The organism is Allorhizobium sp. DMC15 (genome assembly GCF_056314065.1).
In genome coordinates, this window is the sequence record NZ_JBQUZB010000002.1 from 189191 (window position 1) to 208397 (window position 19207).

A 19207-nucleotide genomic window follows, 5' to 3' on the forward strand; every position below is an offset into this window, starting at 1 on the left:
AGGAAGAGGAAATGGTAGAAAAGGTACCGATGACGCAGAACGGCTTTGCCAAGCTCAACGAAGAGCTGCGCTGGCGTCAGCAGGAGGAGCGTCCGCGCATCATCGAGGCGATTGCCGAGGCCCGCGCCCATGGGGACCTCTCGGAAAATGCCGAATATCACGCCGCCAAGGAAGCGCAGAGCCACAATGAAGGCCGCATCGGCGAGCTGGAAGACCTGATTGCCCGCGCAGAAGTCATCGACCTCACCAAGATGTCGGGCTCGAAGATCAAGTTCGGAGCGACGGTCAAGCTGGTCGACGAGGACACCGACGAGGAAAAGACCTATCAGATCGTCGGCGACCAGGAAGCCGACGTGAAAGCCGGTCGCATCTCCATCTCCTCTCCGATCGCCCGCGCGCTGATCGGCAAGGAAGTGGGCGACAACATCGAGGTCGTCGCGCCCGGCGGCTCAAAGGCCTACGAGATCCTCGCGGTCAACTGGGGTTGATGGGACCTCAACCCCGATGGTGAAAGCGAAGACGACATACGTGGACCCCGCCGGGGTCCACGTGATCGCGCCGAATTTCAAGGTCCGCCTCTCCGGCGTCACCTCGACGATCATCCAGCTCGTACCCGTGCAGAACCGGTTTGGCCAGAAGGTGGCCGTGCTCGGCCCTGGCCTGCCGGGCGATCTGCCGCATCTTCGCTTTCGCGACCTGGGGAAGCTCTGGCGCCCGCCCGAGGGGCAGGAAGGGCGTGTGTGGCACGCCCGCCGCAACATCGAAATGCTGCCCGGCATCATCCTGCGCGATCTCCTGCGCATGCCGCTCAAACTCGTCTTCACCTCTGCCTCGCAGCGCCGGCATTCCCGCTGGACAAAATTTCTCGTCCGACAGATGGATGCCGTGATCGCCACCAGCGCCAAGACCTCCGCCTATCTGGAGGTGCCGAACACGGTGATCATGCACGGCATCGATTGCGAGAAGTTCAAGCCGGCCGAGGACAAGGATGCGGCCAAGCGCGCCTGCGGGCTTGATCCCAACCAGCGTTACATCGGCTGCTTCGGCCGCATCCGCCATCAGAAGGGGACCGACCTCTTCGTCGATGCGATGATTGCACTCCTGCCGTCCCACCCTGATTGGGCCGCCATCATCGCCGGCCGCGCAACATCCAAGCATATCGATTTCGAGAACGGATTGAAGGCGAAGGTCAAAGAAGCCGGTCTCGCCGACCGCATCCTCTTCGTCGGCGAACACAAGAACATCGCCGACTGGTACCGCACCCTCGACCTCTTTGTCGCCCCCCAGCGCTGGGAGGGTTTTGGCCTGACACCGCTGGAGGCGATGGCGACGGGCGTACCTGTGGTGGCGACCGATGTCGGCGCCTTCCCCGAACTGGTGGTGACCGGTAGGGATGAGACCGGCATCGTCATCCCCGCCGACGACCTTGCCGCGATGACGAACGCCGCCGGCGCCTTCATGGACGATCCGGCACGCCTTTCCGCCGCGGGCGCCCGGGCGCTGGCCCACGTCTCCGGAAATTTTCGCATCGAGGGCGAGGCCGGCCGGCTCGGCGAAATCTACCGCCGCCTCATTGATGACGCCCCCTAGGCCCGACCATGGATGCGATCATCATCAATCTTGACCGGGCGACCGAACGCATGGCCTTCCAGAAGGCTCAAATGGAGGCACTTGGGCTGACTTACCGGCGTCTGCGGGCTTTCGATGCGGCAAGCGCTCCGACGCTACGTCCGTCGACCTATTGGGACACCTGGGAACGCCCGCTCGTAGATGTCGAGAAGGCCTGCCTGTTCAGTCATCGCGCAGCTTGGGAAATGGTCGCGGCGAGCGACTCGCCGTCCCTGATTCTCGAAGACGACGCGCTTCTTTCGAAGCGCGTCCCTGATCTCCTGGCCGGCCTGGAGAAGCGGAACGGCATAGATCTGGTGACGCTGGAAGTGCGCGCCCGCAAGAAACTGGTGTCGAAGAGCCCCAGCGGGCTCCACACTGACCTGCCGATCCGCAGACTCTACCAGGACAGGACCGGCGCCGCCGCCTACGTGCTCTGGCCGGATGGAGCGCGAAAACTGCTGAAGAGAACCGCACGGAGAGCGGGACTTGCCGACGCCGTGATATGCGCCGCCTATGAACTGAAGGCCTACCAGGCGGACCCGGCTCTCGCGCTCCAGATCGACCGCTGCCGCCATTACGGCATTGAGGAGCCTATCGCCACACGGTCGGCGATCGACGCCGGCAAGAACGCAACGGAAGCCAGCCCGCACAGGAGACTCGTCTTTCGGTTCCGCCGTGCCCTCTCGCAACTGCGCATGGGGCTTCGCCGCGTCACCAAGGCTCCCGTTGCCGTCCGCCGCGAAATCATGCTCGACCCTCGCGACTTCGACCATCTGAGGGAACTCACGCGCGGATGATTGCGACTACCACCAGCCGGTGCGGTCGCGTCGATGCAGCGCCCGAAGGCGGGCAAACACGGTATCGTTGACCTGAAGGCGGTCATAGACCGTCTTCAGGATCATCCCGAGTACCCCGTCGTCGAATGCTTTCTCGAGCCGCCAGCGCATGTTGCGGAGCGTGTCATCGGTCCCGACGGTGAAACACGAGAGGCCCTCGAAAAGCGGCACGAGCTCGGCTTGCAGGAGTTCGATCCTGTCGTCGAGGACAGAATCGCCGGCAGCGGCCGTAATGAACCGCTCGGTCTCGTAGACCTTCACCGTGTTGACCAGCAGCGACACGAGGAGCGCCGCGTTGCGCACGGCCCGGTCGGGATCATGATCTGTGAAGGTGTCCGCAGCCGAAACCAGCCAGCGGATGTTGAGATGTTCGCACAGGAACTCGGCTTCGCTTTCCCAAAGTCCATTGAATTCGGCAAAGGTCTCCTTGACGCGGAACTCGCGGCGCAGGAGGACGATGAGCTTGGCATGATGGTAGACGAGCTCCGACTGACCCGAAAACTCGCGGCGCAGGTTGGCAAGATGCTCATCGAGCGATTTTTCCGAGCCGCGCGTCTGTTGCTGCTCGCCTCCCTCGACGATCGCCGCCTTCAGCACCGCGAAATCGACCTCGGTCGGCAGGTGCCGACGGGCACCCCACCGCTTGCGGTGCTGATTAAAGGAAAGGAAGCGTTCGAGCCCGGTTTTCTTGCGCGGCATGTGACCTCGTCTCGCCTAGATTGGTGCAGAACAGCGCCTGCCGATGTCGGACGGCCATGTCCCGACCCGCAAAGTTCGCCCCAGTTCTATCCGTTTCCCGAGCAACTTGTCGACACACTGCTGAAGGGAGCAGAGCAGATGAGCCGCCTTGCGGCGCGAATGACCGTCCATCCCCCCTTCGATCATTAGGCCTCATGATCGACTTTCAATTCCCAAAAAGGCGCTGTATCAGACATGCCGATGCGTCTGCCAACAATTTGCCGCAGGCAGTCACCGTTCTGCCGGATGCGGCCTGCTGCAGGCGCATCTGAAACCTGAGCCAAGCTCTAAGGAGACACACGCATGCCAAAGACGGTCGGTTTCCTTGCCTCTCTGCGGAACTCCATAAGAGAAAAGCTCAGGGCACGAAAAGCCCGGCACAAGCGGCAGGAATGGGAGCGCCGTCTCCAAGGCACCCCGGAAGAACGGTTTACGAGCATCTACAGGGACCGTGCCTGGTCCAGCAAAGAAAGTATAAGCGGCACCGGTTCGGAGTACCACTTCACGACCGGCTTGAGAGCGGCGCTGCCGAGGCTGTTCGAAGCGTTCGGAACGCGCCTGATTCTGGATGCGCCGTGTGGCGATTTCAACTGGATGAAGCACGTCGTGGCGGAAACCGGGGTCAGCTATGTCGGCGGCGACATCGTCAGGGACCTCATCCAGGAAAACGTCCGGAAATATGCCGGCGAAAGCGTCTCCTTCGTGCCGCTCGACATCACGAAGGATCCCTTGCCCGGCGCCGACATGATGATCGTCCGTGACTGCCTGTTCCATCTGTCTCACAGCGACATCCTGCAGTTTCTGGAGAATTTCGGGAGAGCCGACATACCTTATCTCCTGACATCGACTCACAAGCCCGGTGATTTCGAGAACAAGGATATCGTCACCGGGGACTTCCGCTTCATCGACCTGTTTGCAGCTCCGTTCGGCTTTCCGACGGATCCGCTCGAGAGGGTGGACGACTACATCGCCGGCCATGTGCCACGCGAAATGTGTCTCTTCAGCAAGGAGCAGGTTCTCGTCGCAACGCGAACGATAACGTCGGCGCTGCAGATGCGGCCCACCGAAAGGTGAACGTAAAGCTATCTGAAGATCGTCTCGATCCGGGCGTCGAAACTGAAGTCGTAGACCTTCAAAGCGGTCATGAAGCCCTCCGACAGATCGTCACTTCCCCGCTCATTCTCGCGCTTCTTCGAACCGTCGACGAAGGCCTTGAGGGAACGTGAGGCCTGTTTCTGGTCGATGAAGGGCCGAATCTTCTTTTGCCTGGGATAATAGAGGACTTGGTCGCGCAGGTCCCGCAGCCACGGTCGCGGGAAGCGAAAGATGCCGTCATTCATCCAGAGCGTCGAAAGCTCCCTCTCCCGCGCTGTCTGAAACCACGCAAGCGTCAGCAGCACCTGATCCCATACATGCGGATTGGCCCGGCAAAGTTCATTCCATCGACGCACGATGGCCCCCGCCCCATCCGTCTTGTTCAGATAGATCAAACCCGACATGACATACCAACCGTGCCGCTGCACCGCCGAAAAATCGAAGGGATTGTCGAACACGAAATAGGGCGTGCGGAGGACTTCTGCGTCGGCGTCGACCCAGCAGATCGGCCCGTCGCTTTCCTGCCAGACGCGCTCGATGAAGGCAGCCTTGAGCCCGGTATTGGCGACCCAGCTGCCGCGAGACGGGATCGCTTCGATACGATGCGGCAGGCCGAAGCGGTCCAGCGACAGCCTCAGACGTTCGGCGAGTGCTTCGTAGGGCGTGTCTGCGGTGAAATAGGAGACGAAAAGCGGCGGCTTTTCCCTTCGTCTTTTCGCAAGGGCGATGAGATCCTTCAGACTGGCCTCGGCATACCGATCGCCGTCATGCGGCCGGCGCACATGGGCGACGACATGTCCCGCACGACGGTCCGCCGAAGGGGTTCCCGTTTCCAGCCGGATCGCGCCGAGAAAAGCCTCGATCGCCGCTGCCGAATTGCCGAGCCGCACCAAACCTGTCACGTTCAAATCTCCACCAACCCCACCTTCTTCACCTGCCGGATCGTCAGCATGGTGCGCACGGTGTCAACATGCTCGTTGGCAGTCAGCACCTCGATGACGAAGTCCTGGAACCGCGTCAAGTTCTCGGCCACGCAATACAGCAGAAAGTCGCTGTCGCCGTTGACCATCCAGGCCTGGCGGACGATCGGCCAGCTGTCGGTGGCCGCGGCGAAGGCCTTGAGGTTGGCCTCCGACTGGTGTTTCAGCCCCACCATGCAGAAGGCAACGAGGTCGTAACCCAGCCGGCTGGCGTTGAGGAAGGCGTGATAGCTTTCGATCACCCCTGCCTCCTCCAGCTTGCGCACCCGGCGCAGGCAGGGCGGCGCCGAGATGCCGACGCGTTCGGAGAGTTCCACATTGGTCATCCGCCCGTCCCGCTGCAATTCTTTCAGAATGCGCAGGTCGATGGCGTCGAGTTCTACCTTGAGCACAGCCGCTCCTTTTGAAGATGTGTCCGTTATCTACTCTAACGATTGGAATTGGCAAGAATCCTCCGCGCTCACGCACAATTATTGCGCGGCAGCGCAAAGCTCTGTTGCTAATGCGGCCGAGCGCCTTGATCTGCGCTTCGCTTCGATCCTAAATGGGCGACAGTTGCGCGAGGATCGGACGAGCCCCATATCCAGGCCCCGGTCGACAAGGACTGCGCGTTGAAAGGAAGCGACATGACCACCCGCCACACCAAGGTGCTGATCATCGGCTCCGGCCCCGCCGGATACACAGCTGCCATCTACGCCGCCCGCGCCATGCTGAAGCCGGTGCTGATTGCCGGCATGGAACAGGGCGGTCAGCTGATGATCACCACGGATGTGGAAAACTATCCGGGTTTTGCCGATCCGATCCAAGGCCCCTGGTTGATGGAGCAGATGCTCAATCAGGCCATTCATGTGGGCACCGAGATCGTCAGCGATCTCGTGACAGAGGTCGACACGACCAACCGCCCCTTCACCATCAAGACCGATAGTGGCCAGGTGTGGACGGCAGACACGCTGATCATCTGCACTGGCGCCAAGGCCAAGTGGCTGGGCATCGAGAGCGAGCAGCATTTCCAGGGTTTCGGGGTCTCCGCCTGCGCCACCTGCGACGGATTCTTCTATCGCAACAAGGACGTCATCGTTGTCGGCGGCGGCAATTCGGCCGTCGAGGAAGCGCTCTACCTTTCGCACATCTGCAAGTCCGTCACCGTCGTTCATCGTCGCGACAGTTTCCGCTCGGAAAAGATCCTGCAGGAACGCCTCTTCGCCAAGGAGAACATCCGCGTTCTCTGGAACACGACCGTCGAGGAAATCACCGGCACGCCCGCCAAGCCCCCGATGCCGCCGTCAGTCTCGGGCGTGAAGCTCAGGGATGCGCTGACCGGCGCCGTGACAGACATGCCGATCGACGGCGTCTTTGTCGCGATCGGCCATGCCCCGGCCGTCGAATTGTTCAAGGGCAAGCTGAAGCTCAAGTCCAACGGCTACCTCTGGACCGCTCCGGATTCGACCGCAACCGACGTGCCCGGCATCTTTGCCGCCGGTGACGTCACCGACGATGTCTATCGCCAGGCGATCACGGCCGCCGGCATGGGCTGCATGGCGGCGCTGGAGGCCGAACGCTTCCTCACCGCCCAGCCTGCCGAAACCCGACAAGCGGCGGAATAATCGCCATGAGAGGGGGCGGCATGCCGTTGGACTGGGACAAACTGCGCATTTTTCATGCCGCTGCCGAAGCCGGCTCCTTCACCCATGCCGCCGACAAACTGCATCTGTCGCAGTCGGCCATCAGTCGCCAGGTGTCGTCGCTGGAGCAGGATATCGGCGTCAAGCTCTTCCATCGCCATGCCCGCGGCCTGATCCTCACCGAACAGGGCGAACTGCTCTACCGCACGGCGCATGACGTCCTGCTCAAGCTGCAGACCGTGAAGATGCAGCTGACCGAAACGACGGAAAAACCGTCCGGCAAGCTGCGCGTGACGACGACCGTCGGCCTCGGTCAGGGCTGGTTGACGGACAAGGTGCAGGAATTCCTGCAACTCTATCCGGAGATGTCGATCCAGCTGATCCTCGACAACGAGGAGCTGGACGTCAACATGCGCCATGCCGACTGCGCTATCCGCCTGCGCCAGCCGCAGCAGTCGGATCTCATCCAGCGCAAGCTGTTTACCGTGCACATGCATGTCTATGCGGCACCGTCCTATATCAACCGCTATGGCGAGCCGCAGTCGATCGAGGATCTCGACAACCACAAGATCATCTCCTTCGGAGAGCCGGCGCCGAACTATCTGCTCGACGTCAACTGGCTGGAAACGGCCGGTCGCTCTTCGGACAATGCCCGCATGCCGCATCTGCAGATCAACAGCCAGACCTCGATCAAGCGCGCCTGCCTGCTCGGCATCGGGATCGCCATGTTGCCGGACTATATCGTCGGCCGCGACCCGGGCCTTGTGCAGCTTGCTATCCCCGCCGACATCCCGTCCTTCGATACCTATTTCTGCTATCCCGACGAGATCAAGAACGCTGCGAAGCTCAAGGCCTTCCGCGATTTCATTGTCGCCAAGGCACGAAACTGGAACTTCTGAGGACCTCAGCGGCACAGGAATTGTATGCCTCGCGCACCGACCTGCGCTCACCGCATGCCTGACATGCATAAAAAAGCATTGTTCACTGCACAAAAAACCACCATATCGCACACAGCTGATGCACATGGTGGCTTTTTCCTCCCAGTTCCACCGCAGCAGCTGTTCCCCTCTGGAGGTTTTAACCTTCACAATTTAAAGGGCCCTGGTTTTCCAGTGGCCCTCTTTTTTTGCCCATCATGGAACCAATCCGCCGCTGAGGAATTTCACGCGTAAGGCGGAACTATCGCCGCAGTCCGATAAGCCGAACTGCGGGAAGGCATCCGTATCCTAACGTCAAGGCGAAATACCTGGAGGGGTCATGTACCTAGAGGATGTGATGAAGGCGCTGGCACACCCCGCGCGTATGGAAATGTTGATCTGGCTGAAGGAGCCGGATGAGTATTTCGGGGTTCCCAAGGAGGAGGCCGGTGACGGCATCAGCGCAGGCCAGTTCGAACGCTCCGGCCTGTCGCAATCGGCCGTATCCGCGCATCTTGCGACTTTGCAGCGTGCCGGTCTGATCAACTCCAAGCGCGTCGGCCAGCGCGTGCTTTATCGACGGGATGAAGAAACGATCGCGGAATTCATCAAGACCTTGAACGGCATGCTCTGACCTCCCACATCCGTGTTCCCCGGCGGTCAATCCTCCCTCCGCCGGAAACTCCCGAGAGGTTTCATGTCCAAGCTTTTTGAACCGACAACCGTCGGCCAGATCTCCCTGTCGAACCGTGTCGCCATGGCGCCCCTGACCCGCAACCGGTCTCCGGGCGCAATACCCAATGACCTGAACGTCGAATACTACCGCCAGCGCGCAGGCGCGGGCCTGATCGTCAGCGAAGGCACCGCGATCAGCCATCAGGGCCAGGGTTATGCTGACGTTCCCGGCCTCTATCTGCCGGAAGCCGTTGAAGGCTGGAAAAAGGTCACCGCCGCGGTGCATGCGGCCGGCGGCAAGATCGTCACCCAGCTCTGGCATGTCGGCCGCATTTCACACACCTCGCTGCAGCCCGGTGGCGGCAAGCCGGTGGCGCCCTCGGCGATCGCCGCAAAGTCCAAGACCTACATCCTGAATGCCGACGGCTCCGGCGCCTTCGTCGAGACGTCTGAACCGCGGGCCCTCGAACTCTCCGAGATCCCGGGCCTGATCGAAGACTATCGCAAGGCCGCCCGCGCGGCGATCGAAGCCGGTTTCGACGGCGTCGAGATCCACGCCGCTAACGGCTACCTGCTGGAGCAGTTCATGCGCGCAAACAGCAACCAGCGCACCGATGCCTATGGTGGCCCGATCGAAAACCGCATCCGCCTGACACTCGAGGTGGTCGATGCGATCGTCAAGGAGATCGGCGCCGATCGCACCGGCATCCGCATCTCCCCGACAACGCCAGCGAACGACGTCGCAGACCCGGATCCGGCGGCCGTCTACACCGCGTTGGTCGAGAAGCTCGCAGGCTTCGATCTCGCCTTCATCCACGTCATCGAAGGCGCCACCGGCGGGCCGCGCGATGTGCTGCCCTTTGACTGGAAAGCGCTGAAGGCCGCCTACCGCGCCAAGGGCGGCAAGGGCACCTGGATGGTCAACAACGGCTACGACCGAGCCTCCGCCATCGAGGCGGTGGAAAGCGGCTACGCCGATGTCGTCGCCTTCGGCCGTCCGTTCATTGCCAATCCCGACCTTGTCCGACGCCTCAAGGAAAATGCCGCCTGGAACGAGCTGGAACAGGCCACGCTCTATGGCGGCGGCGCCCAGGGTTACACGACCTATCCGGCGCTCGCCTGATCCGGGACATCGACCTGCAAGTGGCCCTCGCATCTCATCGATGCGGGGGCTTTTGTTTCAGGTTACCGGGTGTACGAGAATCGGGCTTTGGCAATCCCCATGGCAACATCCGCCAAGACAAGCGCATTGAGTGGATGCAGGGACGCGACCGCCGGGATATCGGCTCGCAGAGCCGCAAGCAGCACCTGCAAGAGATAGACGACCATGAGGATGGCGGCGTCCCTGCGGAAAGGATGGAGCGCGTGAGCGGTCAAGGCCAGACACAACATGCCGATCACCGGCAGAGCCAAGAGCCCGCCCAATAGCCCGTGCAGACCCCAGCCGTCAGCAACACCGAAGATCGACATCCCTGCCAGCACGAACTGCCCGGCGATCCCGACAAGAGTGAGAACGGCGAAGCCGGAAAACAAGGCGGGAAAGATCTGCCGGACCCGCCCCTGCCCTCTTGCCTGCGGACGAACCGTTGTCATGCCGCACCACCCGGCACGGCCACGCGTGCGTCGACAGGCGAACCATCAGAGCTGCGATCAAGACAACCGAGGCTCAGAAGTGTCGTCTTCACCGCCTCATCGAGCGGCGTACGCGGTTCGGCGCCGAGACGCTCCAAGAGCCGTCGGTTGTCGAGCCGGATCGTGCGCTTCCACAGGTAACGCATCTCGTGCAACTCCCGCATCAGTGGTACGAAGGGTCGTGCCAGCCCGGCGAGCAACCAGGGGAACGACCAGATACGAAGGGACGGCTTGCCGGCTGCACGGCCGATCGCCCTGGCCATCTGCATGCCATCCACATCGAAAAACCCGTCCATATGGAACCGCGCAAAGGCCGGCAGTTGGTCCGCCCGGTCGAGGAGCTGCATGAAGGTTTCAGCCATGTCGGGCAGATAGGCCCAAGCATGTCCGATGCCTCTTCGGCCCGGATTGATGACGAAGCGCACCGGCTTGCCCGGCATCACCAGCCCCTGAGCAAACCAGTTGTTGCCGGCATTCGGTCCGAAGAAATCGCCTGCCCGCACAAGAATGACCGGCACGCCGTCGCTTGCGGCTCGTTCCAGCCGCGTTTCCAGTTCAACGCGAATGCCCCCCTTGACGCTGACAGGCCTCTGCGGACTGTCTTCGGAAAGCAGCGGAAAGGCATCGGGACCGTAGTTATAGATCGTACCCGGCATCAGGATACGGGCTCCGACCGCACGGGCGGCAGCGATGGTGTTGTCGATCATCGGCAACACCAGTTGACCCCAGTTGCGATAACCGGGGGGATTGACCCCGTGCACAATCACGCTGGCGCCAGTGGCGGCCCGTAGCACGTCGGAGGCGACCATGGCATCCCCTTTCAACCACTCATAGGCAGGGCGCGCCTCGCTCTGTGCCACGGGATTGCGATGCATCGCACGCACCCGGTAGCCTCGCGCCAGCAGCGCCTCTGCGACTGCGCCGCCGATACCGCCGGTCGCGCCGAGGACGAGGGCCAAGGGCCGCGTTGTAAGGGCCTGCATCTGTGTCATGTCAATCTCCTTCGGTTTGAACTGAGAAGAAGATGGCACGCACTCTTGATATTCAAAATTGCCAAAAAATATCTATCTGCTATACAAATTTCTATGGATATCGACAGGATCAGCTGGGACCATTATCGGACGTTCTTGGCCGTGCTCGATGGCGGCTCCCTCTCGGCCGCAGCACGAAGCCTCGGCCTGACCCAACCGACCGCAGGTCGGCATATCGAAGCGCTAGAGATAGCCTTCGGCGGTCCCCTCTTCCTGCGCGGACCGCAGGGGCTCCTGCCGACGGAAAAGGCGCGCGCCATGCATTCGCATGCGCGATCGATGGCGGCCATGTCAGCATCGCTCGCGCGCATAGCGTCGGGCGATATGGAGGATGTACGCGGCACGGTGCGCATCAGCGCCAGCGAAGTCATTGCCATCGAAGCGCTGCCGAAAATCCTCGCCGACTTGCAGGAACGTCACCCGGCGCTTGAAATCGAGCTCTCCGCCTCGGACACGGTGGAAGATCTGCTCAATCAGGAAGCCGATATCGCGGTGCGCATGACAACGCCGCAGCAGGCATCCCTGATCAGTCGGCGTATCGGCGTGCTTCCCATGGGGCTTTTCGCTCACCGCGGCTACCTCGAGCGGCATGGCACGCCTGTGAGCCTCGCCGATCTGTCGAACCACCGGATGATCGGCTTTGACCGGCAGCTCGCCTATATCCGCGAAATCCTGAAGAACAATCCGGTGGCGGCCAGTCTCAACTTCCAGTTCCGCGCCGACAGCAATCTCGCCCAACTGGCGGCAATCCGGGCCGGCATCGGCATCGGGGTGTGTCAGGTCGCCCTCGGTCTGCGCGATCCCGACCTCAGGGAAGTCTTACCCGGCCTCATCGACATCGGGCTCGACACCTATGTGGTGATGCATGAAAGCCTGAAGACCACGCCCCGCTATCGCGCAACATTCGACATGCTGGTGGCGGGGCTCCTCGTCTTTCAGGGACAGACGCAGCAAATTTGGCCGCCATCCCCGCCATAACAGAGGCAGGGAATGGCAAAACGGCCGTTCGCGTTATGACACGCTAGCTCAGGCCGACGGTGCCGAACTCGGGAGAAAGGCGTCGACCACCTCGATCTCCGGCCGATCGCCGCCGTCGCTGTATTCTTCCCGCCAGCGTCCGTTTTCGTCCTGGTAGCTGATCGTCACCGGCTCATCCCCGACCTGCTGCTCGGCCACGACGATGCGCACGGCTTCCAGCGCCTGATCGTGAGTCGGAAACGCTTCCGAATAGACCGGCCCGAGCCGATAGGCCCAGCCGCCGTCATGAGGGACGATCTCGTAGATGATCTTCACCATAGCCTTCTCCTCTTCGGCTGGCGGGATTATTCCATCAAAAGCGTCGGTGCGCAAATCCGTGGGACGACCAGGCCTTGCCGATGGAACACCGGTGTGTTCCACCCGTTAGTGGCAACCAACAGGGAGCAATTCATCATGATGTCTGCACTGAAACAGGAAAGGCTCCTGCTCATTCCGATTCTTCTGGGGATTGCGGCCTGGTTCGGTGAACATACGGTGCTGGAACATGGACAGATGGCCTCATTGGCCGGTGCAGCGATCCTGATCGTTGCCATCGTAATCGGCTCCATGCGCGTCGCCCATCATGCCGAGGTCCTCGCCCACAAGGTCGGCGACCCCTATGGCACGATGATCCTCACGCTGTCGGCCGTCGCCGTCGAGGTCATCATTCTTGCCATCATGATGAACAAGGGCGCATCCCCCACATTGGTCCGCGACACCATCTATTCCGCCGTTATGCTCGACATCAACGGCATTCTCGGGCTTGCCGCCCTCCTCGGGGGCCTGAAGCACGGCGAACAGCCCTACAACGATGACAGCGGCAAGACCTATGGCGTCATGATCCTGACGGCCATGGGTATCTCCATGATCGTCCCGGAATTCATCCCCAGAGACCGCTGGCAGTATTATTCCGTCTTCACCATCTTCGCCATGCTGGCGCTTTACGGCCTCTTCCTGCGTATGCAGGTAGGCACGCACAGCTATTTCTTCTCCTACAGCTATCCGAGCCGCCCAGCCGCTGTGCCTCAAGCGGCGCAGCCGAAGCCTAGGTTAGGGAGCAAGGGCAAGCCTCGCGGTGCGCCCACGGCGGCGCCGGCAACTGCCAAGGCGGAAGCCGGTTCCACCTCGGCCCTGTGGTCGATCGGCGTCATCCTCTTCGGCGTCGTTGTCATCGGTCTGCTGGCCGAAGTGATGTCGGTGCTGATGAATGCCGGGCTCGAGGGAACCGGCGCGCCCGTCGCGCTGGCGGCGATACTCGTCGCCGCGATTTCGGCGGCACCGGAAATCCTGACCGCATTGCGTGCCGCCTTGCGCAACCGCATGCAGGCGACGATCAACATCGCCATGGGCGCTTCACTCTCCACCGTCATTCTGACCGTCCCGGTAATGGAGGGTATCGCCCTCTATACCGGCCAGCCGTTTGTCATGGCCATGACGCCCGTCCAGACCACGATGGTCGCGATCACCCTGATCGCCGCAGCCATCAATTTGAACGACGGCGAGACCAATGCGATCGAGGGCATGACCCATTTCGTGCTCTTTGCCACCTTCATCATGCTCGCCTTTCTCGGCCTCTGATTCGGCCCACGCCCACGCTCCGGATCCTCACGTGCAGGTGACTTCGAAGCGGGAACTTTTGTGGAAAGTTCCCGTTCACCCCGCACGGATCGGCCCCTTCGGCCCTTCCGCCGCATTGTCAACACGATGCGGTTGAAGATCGCCCCCGGTCGGGTTCCGGGGGCTAACGCGGGAGTCGAACGTGAAAAGATTGGACGTCATCGATGGCATGCGAGGCTACTTCCTCGTCTTCATGCTGATCAATCACATGGTCTTCGCCGGCGGCCTCTGGCTCGTCGAGATCAACCACCGAAATCTCGCCTTTGTCGAAGACGCCCAAGGCTTCGTCTTCCTGTCGGGTCTGCTGACCGGCATGGTCTACGCCCGCAAGATGATGAAGGACGGCTACCATGTTGGCCGCGACCGCATCTGGTCGCGGGCACTCGAACTCTATCGCTACGCCATGGGCGTGGTGCTCGTGGTGCTTGTCCTGCAGCTGGTGCTGCCTGGGGCAACTCAAGCCTGGCAAAACTGGCTCGGAACCGTAAGCCTGAAGGATCCAGCCTCCCTCGCCCCGGTCGCGACCTTCCTGGTTCAGCCGACCTTTATGGACATCCTGCCGCAATACATCGCGTATATGGTCTTCGCGCCGGTTGTCATCTGGTTCTGCCTGCGCGGCCAGTGGCTGGGTGTCGCCATTGCCTCGCTCCTCGTCTGGCTCGCCGCCCAGCTCGGCCTGCAGCGCATCATAACCTACCCGCTCAACGCTTGGCTTGCCGGCGCGCCCGACAAAGAGGGGCTGCGCGTTTCATTCAACCTGCTCGGCTGGCAGATCGTCTTTTTCTCCGGCATCATCGCCGGCACACTGACCTCCATGGGCAAGATCGAGTGGCAGAAGGTCTTCGACCCGAAGCGAACCACGCTGGCCTGGACAGCGCTCGCCATCACCCTCTTCTTCCTGCCGTTGCGCATCACCACGGCCCATGGGCTGATGCCGGGCTTCGTGCTGGAAAAGTTTGGTCTGATGGAAGTGCGCGCCGATTTCGGCCCGGTCTACCTGATCAATTTCGCAGCCGTCGCCTATGGCATTGCCTGGATCTTGATCGCCGGACCGCGTCATCACAGCCCACTCATCCAGAAACTTGCGGCCGGTCTCACCAGCCTGTTCACGCTGAACTTCCTGCAGCTTCTCGGTCGCCACTCGCTGCAGATCTATGTCTGGCACGTCCTGATCGTCTACATGGTCTACTACATCGACGGCAACACGCCCGAGCTGTCGCAATTGACCAAGACGGCGATCACAGCCGCAGCTCTTGGCCTCCTCTTCATCCCCGCGCTCTGGCGGGACCGGGAACGCCTCTTCGCCAACGCACCGATCCTCGGTCCGTGGCTAAAGACACCGGCCTGAATATTTGGATCGGAAGGCGGGGCCGCGAGGCCCCGCCTTTTTAGATGGATGTCGGCCTTTTTCCGATCACTGACCGGTGAAGCAAACTTGATGACATCCGACCTTCCGATCCGAAGCTTCAGGCCCACATGAATGTCGAACGCTGATTGTGACGAAGACCAGGAGATGCCCATGTCCCGCCTGCCCCTTATTCTCGCCGGAACCATGCTGTCCGCCACTGTCTTGGCCTTGCCCCTTCACGCTCAGCAGGCAGGTACACCTGCGGAGACGCAGGCGCCGAATGCCCCGAACCAGCAACCGGCCTTTGAGGGGCAGACCCGAGCGCCGCAACCGCCATCGCGCCCGGAGATCCGGACGGACGTCGTTGCCAGTGGTTTACCGCACCTCTGGGCAATGGAGTTTCTGCCGGACGGCCGCATGCTGGTGACCGCTAAGGCTGGCGCCATGCACATCATCGGCACCGACGGAACGGCCGGTCCCGAAATCGCCAATGTTCCAGAGGTGCTCGCCAACGGCCAGGGCGGCCTGCTCGATGTGGCGCTTGCTCCTGACTACGAGACCTCGGGCAAGATTTTCTTCTCCTTCTCCGAACCGCGCGACGACGGCAACGGCACTTCGGTCGCTTCGGCACGCCTCGTCCCCGACGACCAGGGCGGCGGCACCCTTGAAGACGTCGACGTCATCTTCCGCCAGATGCCGAGTTACGACGGCAACAAGCATTTCGGCTCCCGCCTCGCCTTCGGTCCGGAGGGTGAGCTCTACGTGACCGTCGGCGAGCGTTCGGATCGCGAACCCCGTGTCCAGGCACAGGATCTCCAGAGCGGCCTCGGCAAGATCTTCCGCATCACCCAGACGGGAGAAGCGTTCAACGGCAACCCCTTCGCTGGTCAGGACAACGCCCAACCGGAAATCTGGTCGCTGGGCCACCGCAACCTGCAATCCGCCACCATCGACGGCCAGGGCCGCCTCTGGACCGTGGAACACGGCCCGAGGGGCGGCGACGAGCTGAACATGCCGCAGGCCGGCAAGAACTACGGCTGGCCGGAAGTGACCTACGGCGTCGAGTACAGCGGCGCAAATGTCGGCGAAGGCATCACCCAGATGGCCGACACCGAGCAGCCGGTCTATTATTGGGACCCGGTGATCGCCCCCTCCGGGATGGCCTATTATGATGCGGAGGCAATTCCTGAATGGAAAGGTGCATTCCTCGTCGGCGGCCTCGTCAGCCAGGGCGTCGTCGTCCTGCATATGGAAAACGACCGGGTGAAACACGAAGAGCGCGTAGACCTCGGCGCCCGGATCCGCGACGTGAAGGTCGGCCCCGACGGCGCCGTGTATGCGGTCACCGAACAGCGCGGCGGCGGCCAGTCGACAATCGTGAAGTTGACCAAGGCATAATTTGACCGATTCGCCTCTGGTCGCTGTGATCAGGGGCGGAACGCCATCGGGTGATCGACCAGGGCGCGATCCACTGTCACCAGACGCAAACCCTCAACATGACATTGGGCAAGCAGCAGCCGATCGAACGGGTCACGCGTTGGCGGCTCGGGGTCTAGCAAGTGCAGCACATGGGCCACTTCGATGCTCAGGATCTCCAGGCTGCCCGATCGTAGGTTGGCAGGGATCTGCGGTAGCGGAATGCCTGTTTCCAATTTACCGAGCCTGCTTTTGATCGCGATCTCCCGAAGAGTGGCAACGCTCACGAAGCCGATGACATCACCTGCGCCGAGATACTCGCTAAGTGTTGGAAACTGCCTGTCGAAATCCCTTCTCAGAAGGGCGAGCACGATATGAGTATCAAGCAGCAGGCGTGGCACTAGGGAAGCTGCCTCAGGAGAAAATCTTCGGGAAGCGGATCATCGAAATCATCCGCAATATACGGGACTGCATTCTCGACACCGATCGACCGGAGGTGAGCCTGCATAGCCTCCCAATCGATCCCGCCCTTCTTCGGCGTCGCCTCTCCCTCGCCTGCCCCCGCATGCGGCACCAGGTCCAGCACCGGCTTGCCGTCCCGTGTCACGGTCACGACTTCACCCTGCTCGACCGCGCGGGCGAGCGCATCCAGATCGCGAGTGGCTTCCTGCAGGCTGACGGTCTTCATGCAACCGAGAATACCACAAGCGCTCAGTCCGCTCAACAAAACCGAAAAAGCAGAAAGGGCTCGCCTTGCGACGAGCCCTTCCGAAAACCGATGAAACTCCGCGCTTACTTCAGCGAAGCGCAGAAGCGCTGGATGCGGCTGCAGGCCTCCTCCAGCTTGGCATTCGAGGTCGCGTAGGAGACGCGGAAGTTCGGGCCCAGGCCGAAAGACGAGCCGTGAACGGTGGCCACACCTTCGGTCGCCAGCAGTTCCATGACAAAGTCTTCGTCCGTCTCGATGACCTTGCCCGACGGCGCGGTCTTGCCGATCAGGGCAGCGCAGGACGGATAGACGTAGAAAGCGCCTTCCGGCTTGGGGCACACGAGGCCCGAGGCCTGGTTCAGCATCGAGACGACGAGGTCGCGGCGCTCTTCGAAGGCCTTCTTCGATTCCGTGATGAAGTCCTGCGGACCATTGAGCGCCTCGACGGCCGCCCACTGGGCAACCGAGCAGGCGCCAGACGTCTGCTGGCCCTGGATCATGTCCATCGCCTTGATCAGCGGCAGCGGGCCGGCCGCATAGCCGATACGCCAGCCGGTCATCGCATAGGCCTTCGACACGCCGTTCATGGTGAGCGTACGGTCATAGAGCTTCGGCTCGACCTGCGCCGGGGTGTAATAGACAAAGTCGCCGAAGACGAGGTGTTCGTACATGTCGTCGGTCAGCACCCAGACATGCGGATGCTTGAGCAGCACGTCCGTCAGCGCATTCAGCTCTTCCTTGCTGTAGGCGGCACCCGACGGGTTGGACGGCGAGTTGAACATGAACCACTTGGTCTTGGGCGTGATCGCCTTGTCCAGCTGTTCGGCCGTCAGCTTGAAATTGTTCTCGATCGTCGTCTCGACGAAAACGGGCGTGCCGCCGCAAAGCGCGATCATTTCGGGATAGGAAACCCAGAACGGCGCCGGGATGACCACTTCATCTCCCGGATTGATCGTCGCCATGAAGGCGTTGAAAAGAATCTGCTTTCCACCGGTGCCGACGATGACCTGCTCGGGCTTGTAGTCGAGCCCGTTCTCGCGCTTGAACTTGTCGGCGATCGCCTTGCGCAGCTCCGGGATGCCGGCAACCGGCGTGTACTTCGTCTCGCCACGGGCAATGGCGGCAACGGCCGCATCCTTGATGTTCTGCGGCGTATCGAAGTCGGGCTCGCCGACGGAAAGCGAAATGACGTCTTTCCCCTGCGCTTTGAGCTCCCGGGCCATCTGCGTGACGGCGATGGTCGCGGAAGGCTTGATGCGGGAAAGGGCGTCGGCAAGGAAAGCCATTGTGCGGGGTCCTGAGCTGATTGAACATCGACCCCATGCCTGGGGCCTCAGGTCCAAGCTCTATGGCGAAAGAACCCCTGCCTTTCAAGCGGAAAGCACGCATGGGGAAGAGAAATGCGTCACCAAGCCAATGCACCGTCGTGAAGTCGCAAAGACGACCCCCGCCGGCCACAATTCCGTCTCGCTGCTGACCACAAATGACAGTTTAGTCGGCCAACCGTCCGAAAGAGCCAGGATCCGCCATGTCCATCTCAGACCTCGACCAAACGACAAAGCCCAGCAGCCGGCGCGGATGGCGATTGCTGGCCATAGGCTTGCTCCTCGGATCGGCTGTCATCGGCCTGGAAATGCAGCATGGCGTGCAGGCGCAAACCGACCTCCCCTCCCATCGCGAACGTCCCCTTTCGGAAAGCCAGCCGCTTTCCCCCAGTCCCGAGGTCACATCGAGCATCGGAACCGTGGTCGTAGCGAAGACACGTCCTGAGCCTCGGCGCACGAACCCGATGCCGTCCCGGGAACGGATCATCCTGATCGGCTTGCTTGGCCTCTGCTTCGCGGTGATGGCGTTCGGGGGCTATCGTCTCTGGCGCCGGAGCGTCAATGAGCTACTGAGGTAACGGCCGGTCCTTGGCATCCAAGGCAACACCTGAATCGACAAACTGAAATCGGTCACCTTC

Annotated in this window: 22 protein-coding genes; 13 read left to right on the forward strand and 9 right to left on the reverse strand. The window is 61.7% G+C overall.

The genetic code is table 11. From position 1 onward, the window contains the following. The first annotated feature begins 11 nt into the window (after nucleotides 1-11). Genes greA through ACT53S_RS09440 form a run of 3 tightly spaced genes read left to right on the forward strand, consistent with a single transcriptional unit; the run spans nucleotide 12 to nucleotide 2408 of the window. A complete protein-coding gene (gene greA, locus ACT53S_RS09430; RefSeq protein ID WP_113375404.1) occupies nucleotides 12-488 on the forward strand; it encodes a transcription elongation factor GreA in 477 nt (158 codons plus the stop codon). A 16-nt stretch (nucleotides 489-504) separates the two neighbouring features. Continuing rightward, nucleotides 505-1590 carry a glycosyltransferase family 4 protein gene (locus ACT53S_RS09435; protein ID WP_476066782.1) on the forward strand — a complete coding sequence of 362 codons (1086 nt, stop codon included), beginning with the start codon at nucleotides 505-507 and terminating at the stop codon, nucleotides 1588-1590. Nucleotides 1591-1598: 8 nt separating this feature from the next. Beyond that, on the forward strand, nucleotides 1599-2408 hold the full coding sequence (locus ACT53S_RS09440) for a glycosyltransferase family 25 protein (RefSeq protein ID WP_476066783.1): 810 nt from the start codon (nucleotides 1599-1601) through the stop codon (nucleotides 2406-2408). A gap of 6 nt (nucleotides 2409-2414) precedes the next feature. On the opposite strand, the gene ACT53S_RS09445 is transcribed toward ACT53S_RS09440, so the two are convergent. Continuing rightward, nucleotides 2415-3146, reverse strand: a complete 732-nt coding sequence (locus ACT53S_RS09445; protein WP_476066784.1) for a hypothetical protein — start codon at nucleotides 3144-3146, stop codon at nucleotides 2415-2417. 342 nt (nucleotides 3147-3488) lie between these two features. On the opposite strand from ACT53S_RS09445, the gene ACT53S_RS09450 reads away from it, so the two are divergent. After that, entirely contained in the window at nucleotides 3489-4259 is a 771-nt protein-coding gene (locus ACT53S_RS09450) for a class I SAM-dependent methyltransferase (protein WP_476066785.1), read from the forward strand. A gap of 8 nt (nucleotides 4260-4267) precedes the next feature. Here the strand turns inward: ACT53S_RS09450 and ACT53S_RS09455 are convergent, their stop codons facing one another. Together ACT53S_RS09455 and ACT53S_RS09460 are read right to left on the reverse strand one after the other, a co-directional pair. Continuing rightward, a complete protein-coding gene (locus ACT53S_RS09455; RefSeq protein WP_476066786.1) occupies nucleotides 4268-5182 on the reverse strand; it encodes a hypothetical protein in 915 nt (304 codons plus the stop codon). 2 nt (nucleotides 5183-5184) lie between these two features. After that, nucleotides 5185-5652: an Lrp/AsnC family transcriptional regulator gene (locus ACT53S_RS09460; RefSeq protein WP_476066787.1), complete on the reverse strand. Its 468-nt coding sequence runs from the start codon at nucleotides 5650-5652 to the stop codon at nucleotides 5185-5187. 234 nt (nucleotides 5653-5886) lie between these two features. Here ACT53S_RS09460 and trxB point away from each other — a divergent pair, with 234 nt between their 5' ends. The 4 genes from trxB (at nucleotide 5887) to ACT53S_RS09480 (ending at nucleotide 9597) form a co-directional block, all read left to right on the forward strand. Continuing rightward, nucleotides 5887-6864, forward strand: coding sequence for a thioredoxin-disulfide reductase (gene trxB, locus ACT53S_RS09465; RefSeq protein WP_476066788.1), 978 nt, complete (start codon nucleotides 5887-5889; stop codon nucleotides 6862-6864). A 20-nt stretch (nucleotides 6865-6884) separates the two neighbouring features. Next, the gene (locus ACT53S_RS09470) at nucleotides 6885-7781 is read left to right on the forward strand and encodes a LysR family transcriptional regulator VtlR (protein ID WP_113375396.1); all 897 of its coding nucleotides are present in this window, start codon (nucleotides 6885-6887) and stop codon (nucleotides 7779-7781) included. Nucleotides 7782-8139: 358 nt separating this feature from the next. Continuing rightward, nucleotides 8140-8433: an ArsR family transcriptional regulator gene (locus tag ACT53S_RS09475; RefSeq protein ID WP_113375394.1), complete on the forward strand. Its 294-nt coding sequence runs from the start codon at nucleotides 8140-8142 to the stop codon at nucleotides 8431-8433. Between the two features lie 63 nt (nucleotides 8434-8496). Beyond that, nucleotides 8497-9597: an alkene reductase gene (locus tag ACT53S_RS09480; protein WP_476066789.1), complete on the forward strand. Its 1101-nt coding sequence runs from the start codon at nucleotides 8497-8499 to the stop codon at nucleotides 9595-9597. 62 nt (nucleotides 9598-9659) lie between these two features. Here ACT53S_RS09480 and ACT53S_RS09485 read toward each other — a convergent pair whose 3' ends face one another. Both ACT53S_RS09485 and ACT53S_RS09490 read right to left on the reverse strand, forming a co-directional pair. Next, nucleotides 9660-10067, reverse strand: a complete 408-nt coding sequence (locus ACT53S_RS09485; protein WP_476066790.1) for a DUF6220 domain-containing protein — start codon at nucleotides 10065-10067, stop codon at nucleotides 9660-9662. Beyond that, nucleotides 10064-11098: an NAD(P)H-binding protein gene (locus ACT53S_RS09490; protein WP_476066791.1), complete on the reverse strand. Its 1035-nt coding sequence runs from the start codon at nucleotides 11096-11098 to the stop codon at nucleotides 10064-10066. Before ACT53S_RS09490 ends, ACT53S_RS09485 begins: the two co-directional genes overlap by 4 nt. Nucleotides 11099-11191: 93 nt before the next feature. Here ACT53S_RS09490 and ACT53S_RS09495 point away from each other — a divergent pair, with 93 nt between their 5' ends. Next, nucleotides 11192-12115, forward strand: a complete 924-nt coding sequence (locus tag ACT53S_RS09495) for a LysR family transcriptional regulator (RefSeq protein ID WP_476066792.1) — start codon at nucleotides 11192-11194, stop codon at nucleotides 12113-12115. A 48-nt stretch (nucleotides 12116-12163) separates the two neighbouring features. Here the strand turns inward: ACT53S_RS09495 and ACT53S_RS09500 are convergent, their stop codons facing one another. Continuing rightward, nucleotides 12164-12433: a DUF2188 domain-containing protein gene (locus ACT53S_RS09500; RefSeq protein WP_476066793.1), complete on the reverse strand. Its 270-nt coding sequence runs from the start codon at nucleotides 12431-12433 to the stop codon at nucleotides 12164-12166. A 138-nt stretch (nucleotides 12434-12571) separates the two neighbouring features. On the opposite strand from ACT53S_RS09500, the gene ACT53S_RS09505 reads away from it, so the two are divergent. The 3 genes from ACT53S_RS09505 to ACT53S_RS09515 all read left to right on the forward strand — a co-directional run bounded on the left by ACT53S_RS09505 (nucleotide 12572) and on the right by ACT53S_RS09515 (nucleotide 16517). After that, nucleotides 12572-13732, forward strand: a complete 1161-nt coding sequence (locus tag ACT53S_RS09505; protein ID WP_476067460.1) for a calcium:cation antiporter — start codon at nucleotides 12572-12574, stop codon at nucleotides 13730-13732. Nucleotides 13733-13913: 181 nt separating this feature from the next. Further along, a complete protein-coding gene (locus ACT53S_RS09510; RefSeq protein ID WP_476066794.1) occupies nucleotides 13914-15119 on the forward strand; it encodes an OpgC family protein in 1206 nt (401 codons plus the stop codon). 171 nt (nucleotides 15120-15290) lie between these two features. Next, on the forward strand, nucleotides 15291-16517 hold the full coding sequence (locus tag ACT53S_RS09515; RefSeq protein WP_476066795.1) for a PQQ-dependent sugar dehydrogenase: 1227 nt from the start codon (nucleotides 15291-15293) through the stop codon (nucleotides 16515-16517). 29 nt (nucleotides 16518-16546) lie between these two features. Here the strand turns inward: ACT53S_RS09515 and ACT53S_RS09520 are convergent, their stop codons facing one another. The 3 genes from ACT53S_RS09520 to ACT53S_RS09530 form a co-directional block, all read right to left on the reverse strand. After that, nucleotides 16547-16936, reverse strand: a complete 390-nt coding sequence (locus tag ACT53S_RS09520) for a type II toxin-antitoxin system VapC family toxin (RefSeq protein WP_476066796.1) — start codon at nucleotides 16934-16936, stop codon at nucleotides 16547-16549. Further along, nucleotides 16936-17223: a type II toxin-antitoxin system Phd/YefM family antitoxin gene (locus ACT53S_RS09525; RefSeq protein ID WP_476066797.1), complete on the reverse strand. Its 288-nt coding sequence runs from the start codon at nucleotides 17221-17223 to the stop codon at nucleotides 16936-16938. The genes ACT53S_RS09520 and ACT53S_RS09525 overlap by 1 nt, the downstream gene beginning before the upstream one ends. A gap of 104 nt (nucleotides 17224-17327) precedes the next feature. Next, nucleotides 17328-18530, reverse strand: a complete 1203-nt coding sequence (locus ACT53S_RS09530; protein WP_476066798.1) for a pyridoxal phosphate-dependent aminotransferase — start codon at nucleotides 18528-18530, stop codon at nucleotides 17328-17330. Nucleotides 18531-18772: 242 nt separating this feature from the next. On the opposite strand from ACT53S_RS09530, the gene ACT53S_RS09535 reads away from it, so the two are divergent. Then, complete coding sequence (locus ACT53S_RS09535; RefSeq protein WP_113375384.1) at nucleotides 18773-19147, forward strand: hypothetical protein; 375 nt, start codon at nucleotides 18773-18775, stop codon at nucleotides 19145-19147. Nucleotides 19148-19207: the final 60 nt, after the last annotated feature.

Coding starts and splice junctions, on each gene's coding strand:
- greA (WP_113375404.1), top strand. CDS start 12: ATGGTAGAAAAGGTACCGATGACGCAGAACGGCTTTGCCAAGCTCAAC.
- ACT53S_RS09435 (WP_476066782.1), top strand. CDS start 505: ATGGTGAAAGCGAAGACGACATACGTGGACCCCGCCGGGGTCCACGTG.
- ACT53S_RS09440 (WP_476066783.1), top strand. CDS start 1,599: ATGGATGCGATCATCATCAATCTTGACCGGGCGACCGAACGCATGGCC.
- ACT53S_RS09445 (WP_476066784.1), bottom strand. CDS start 3,146: ATGCCGCGCAAGAAAACCGGGCTCGAACGCTTCCTTTCCTTTAATCAG.
- ACT53S_RS09450 (WP_476066785.1), top strand. CDS start 3,489: ATGCCAAAGACGGTCGGTTTCCTTGCCTCTCTGCGGAACTCCATAAGA.
- trxB (WP_476066788.1), top strand. CDS start 5,887: ATGACCACCCGCCACACCAAGGTGCTGATCATCGGCTCCGGCCCCGCC.
- ACT53S_RS09470 (WP_113375396.1), top strand. CDS start 6,885: ATGCCGTTGGACTGGGACAAACTGCGCATTTTTCATGCCGCTGCCGAA.
- ACT53S_RS09475 (WP_113375394.1), top strand. CDS start 8,140: ATGTACCTAGAGGATGTGATGAAGGCGCTGGCACACCCCGCGCGTATG.
- ACT53S_RS09480 (WP_476066789.1), top strand. CDS start 8,497: ATGTCCAAGCTTTTTGAACCGACAACCGTCGGCCAGATCTCCCTGTCG.
- ACT53S_RS09485 (WP_476066790.1), bottom strand. CDS start 10,067: ATGACAACGGTTCGTCCGCAGGCAAGAGGGCAGGGGCGGGTCCGGCAG.
- ACT53S_RS09490 (WP_476066791.1), bottom strand. CDS start 11,098: ATGACACAGATGCAGGCCCTTACAACGCGGCCCTTGGCCCTCGTCCTC.
- ACT53S_RS09495 (WP_476066792.1), top strand. CDS start 11,192: ATGGATATCGACAGGATCAGCTGGGACCATTATCGGACGTTCTTGGCC.
- ACT53S_RS09500 (WP_476066793.1), bottom strand. CDS start 12,433: ATGGTGAAGATCATCTACGAGATCGTCCCTCATGACGGCGGCTGGGCC.
- ACT53S_RS09505 (WP_476067460.1), top strand. CDS start 12,572: ATGTCTGCACTGAAACAGGAAAGGCTCCTGCTCATTCCGATTCTTCTG.
- ACT53S_RS09515 (WP_476066795.1), top strand. CDS start 15,291: ATGTCCCGCCTGCCCCTTATTCTCGCCGGAACCATGCTGTCCGCCACT.
- ACT53S_RS09525 (WP_476066797.1), bottom strand. CDS start 17,223: ATGAAGACCGTCAGCCTGCAGGAAGCCACTCGCGATCTGGATGCGCTC.
- ACT53S_RS09530 (WP_476066798.1), bottom strand. CDS start 18,530: ATGGCTTTCCTTGCCGACGCCCTTTCCCGCATCAAGCCTTCCGCGACC.
- ACT53S_RS09535 (WP_113375384.1), top strand. CDS start 18,773: ATGTCCATCTCAGACCTCGACCAAACGACAAAGCCCAGCAGCCGGCGC.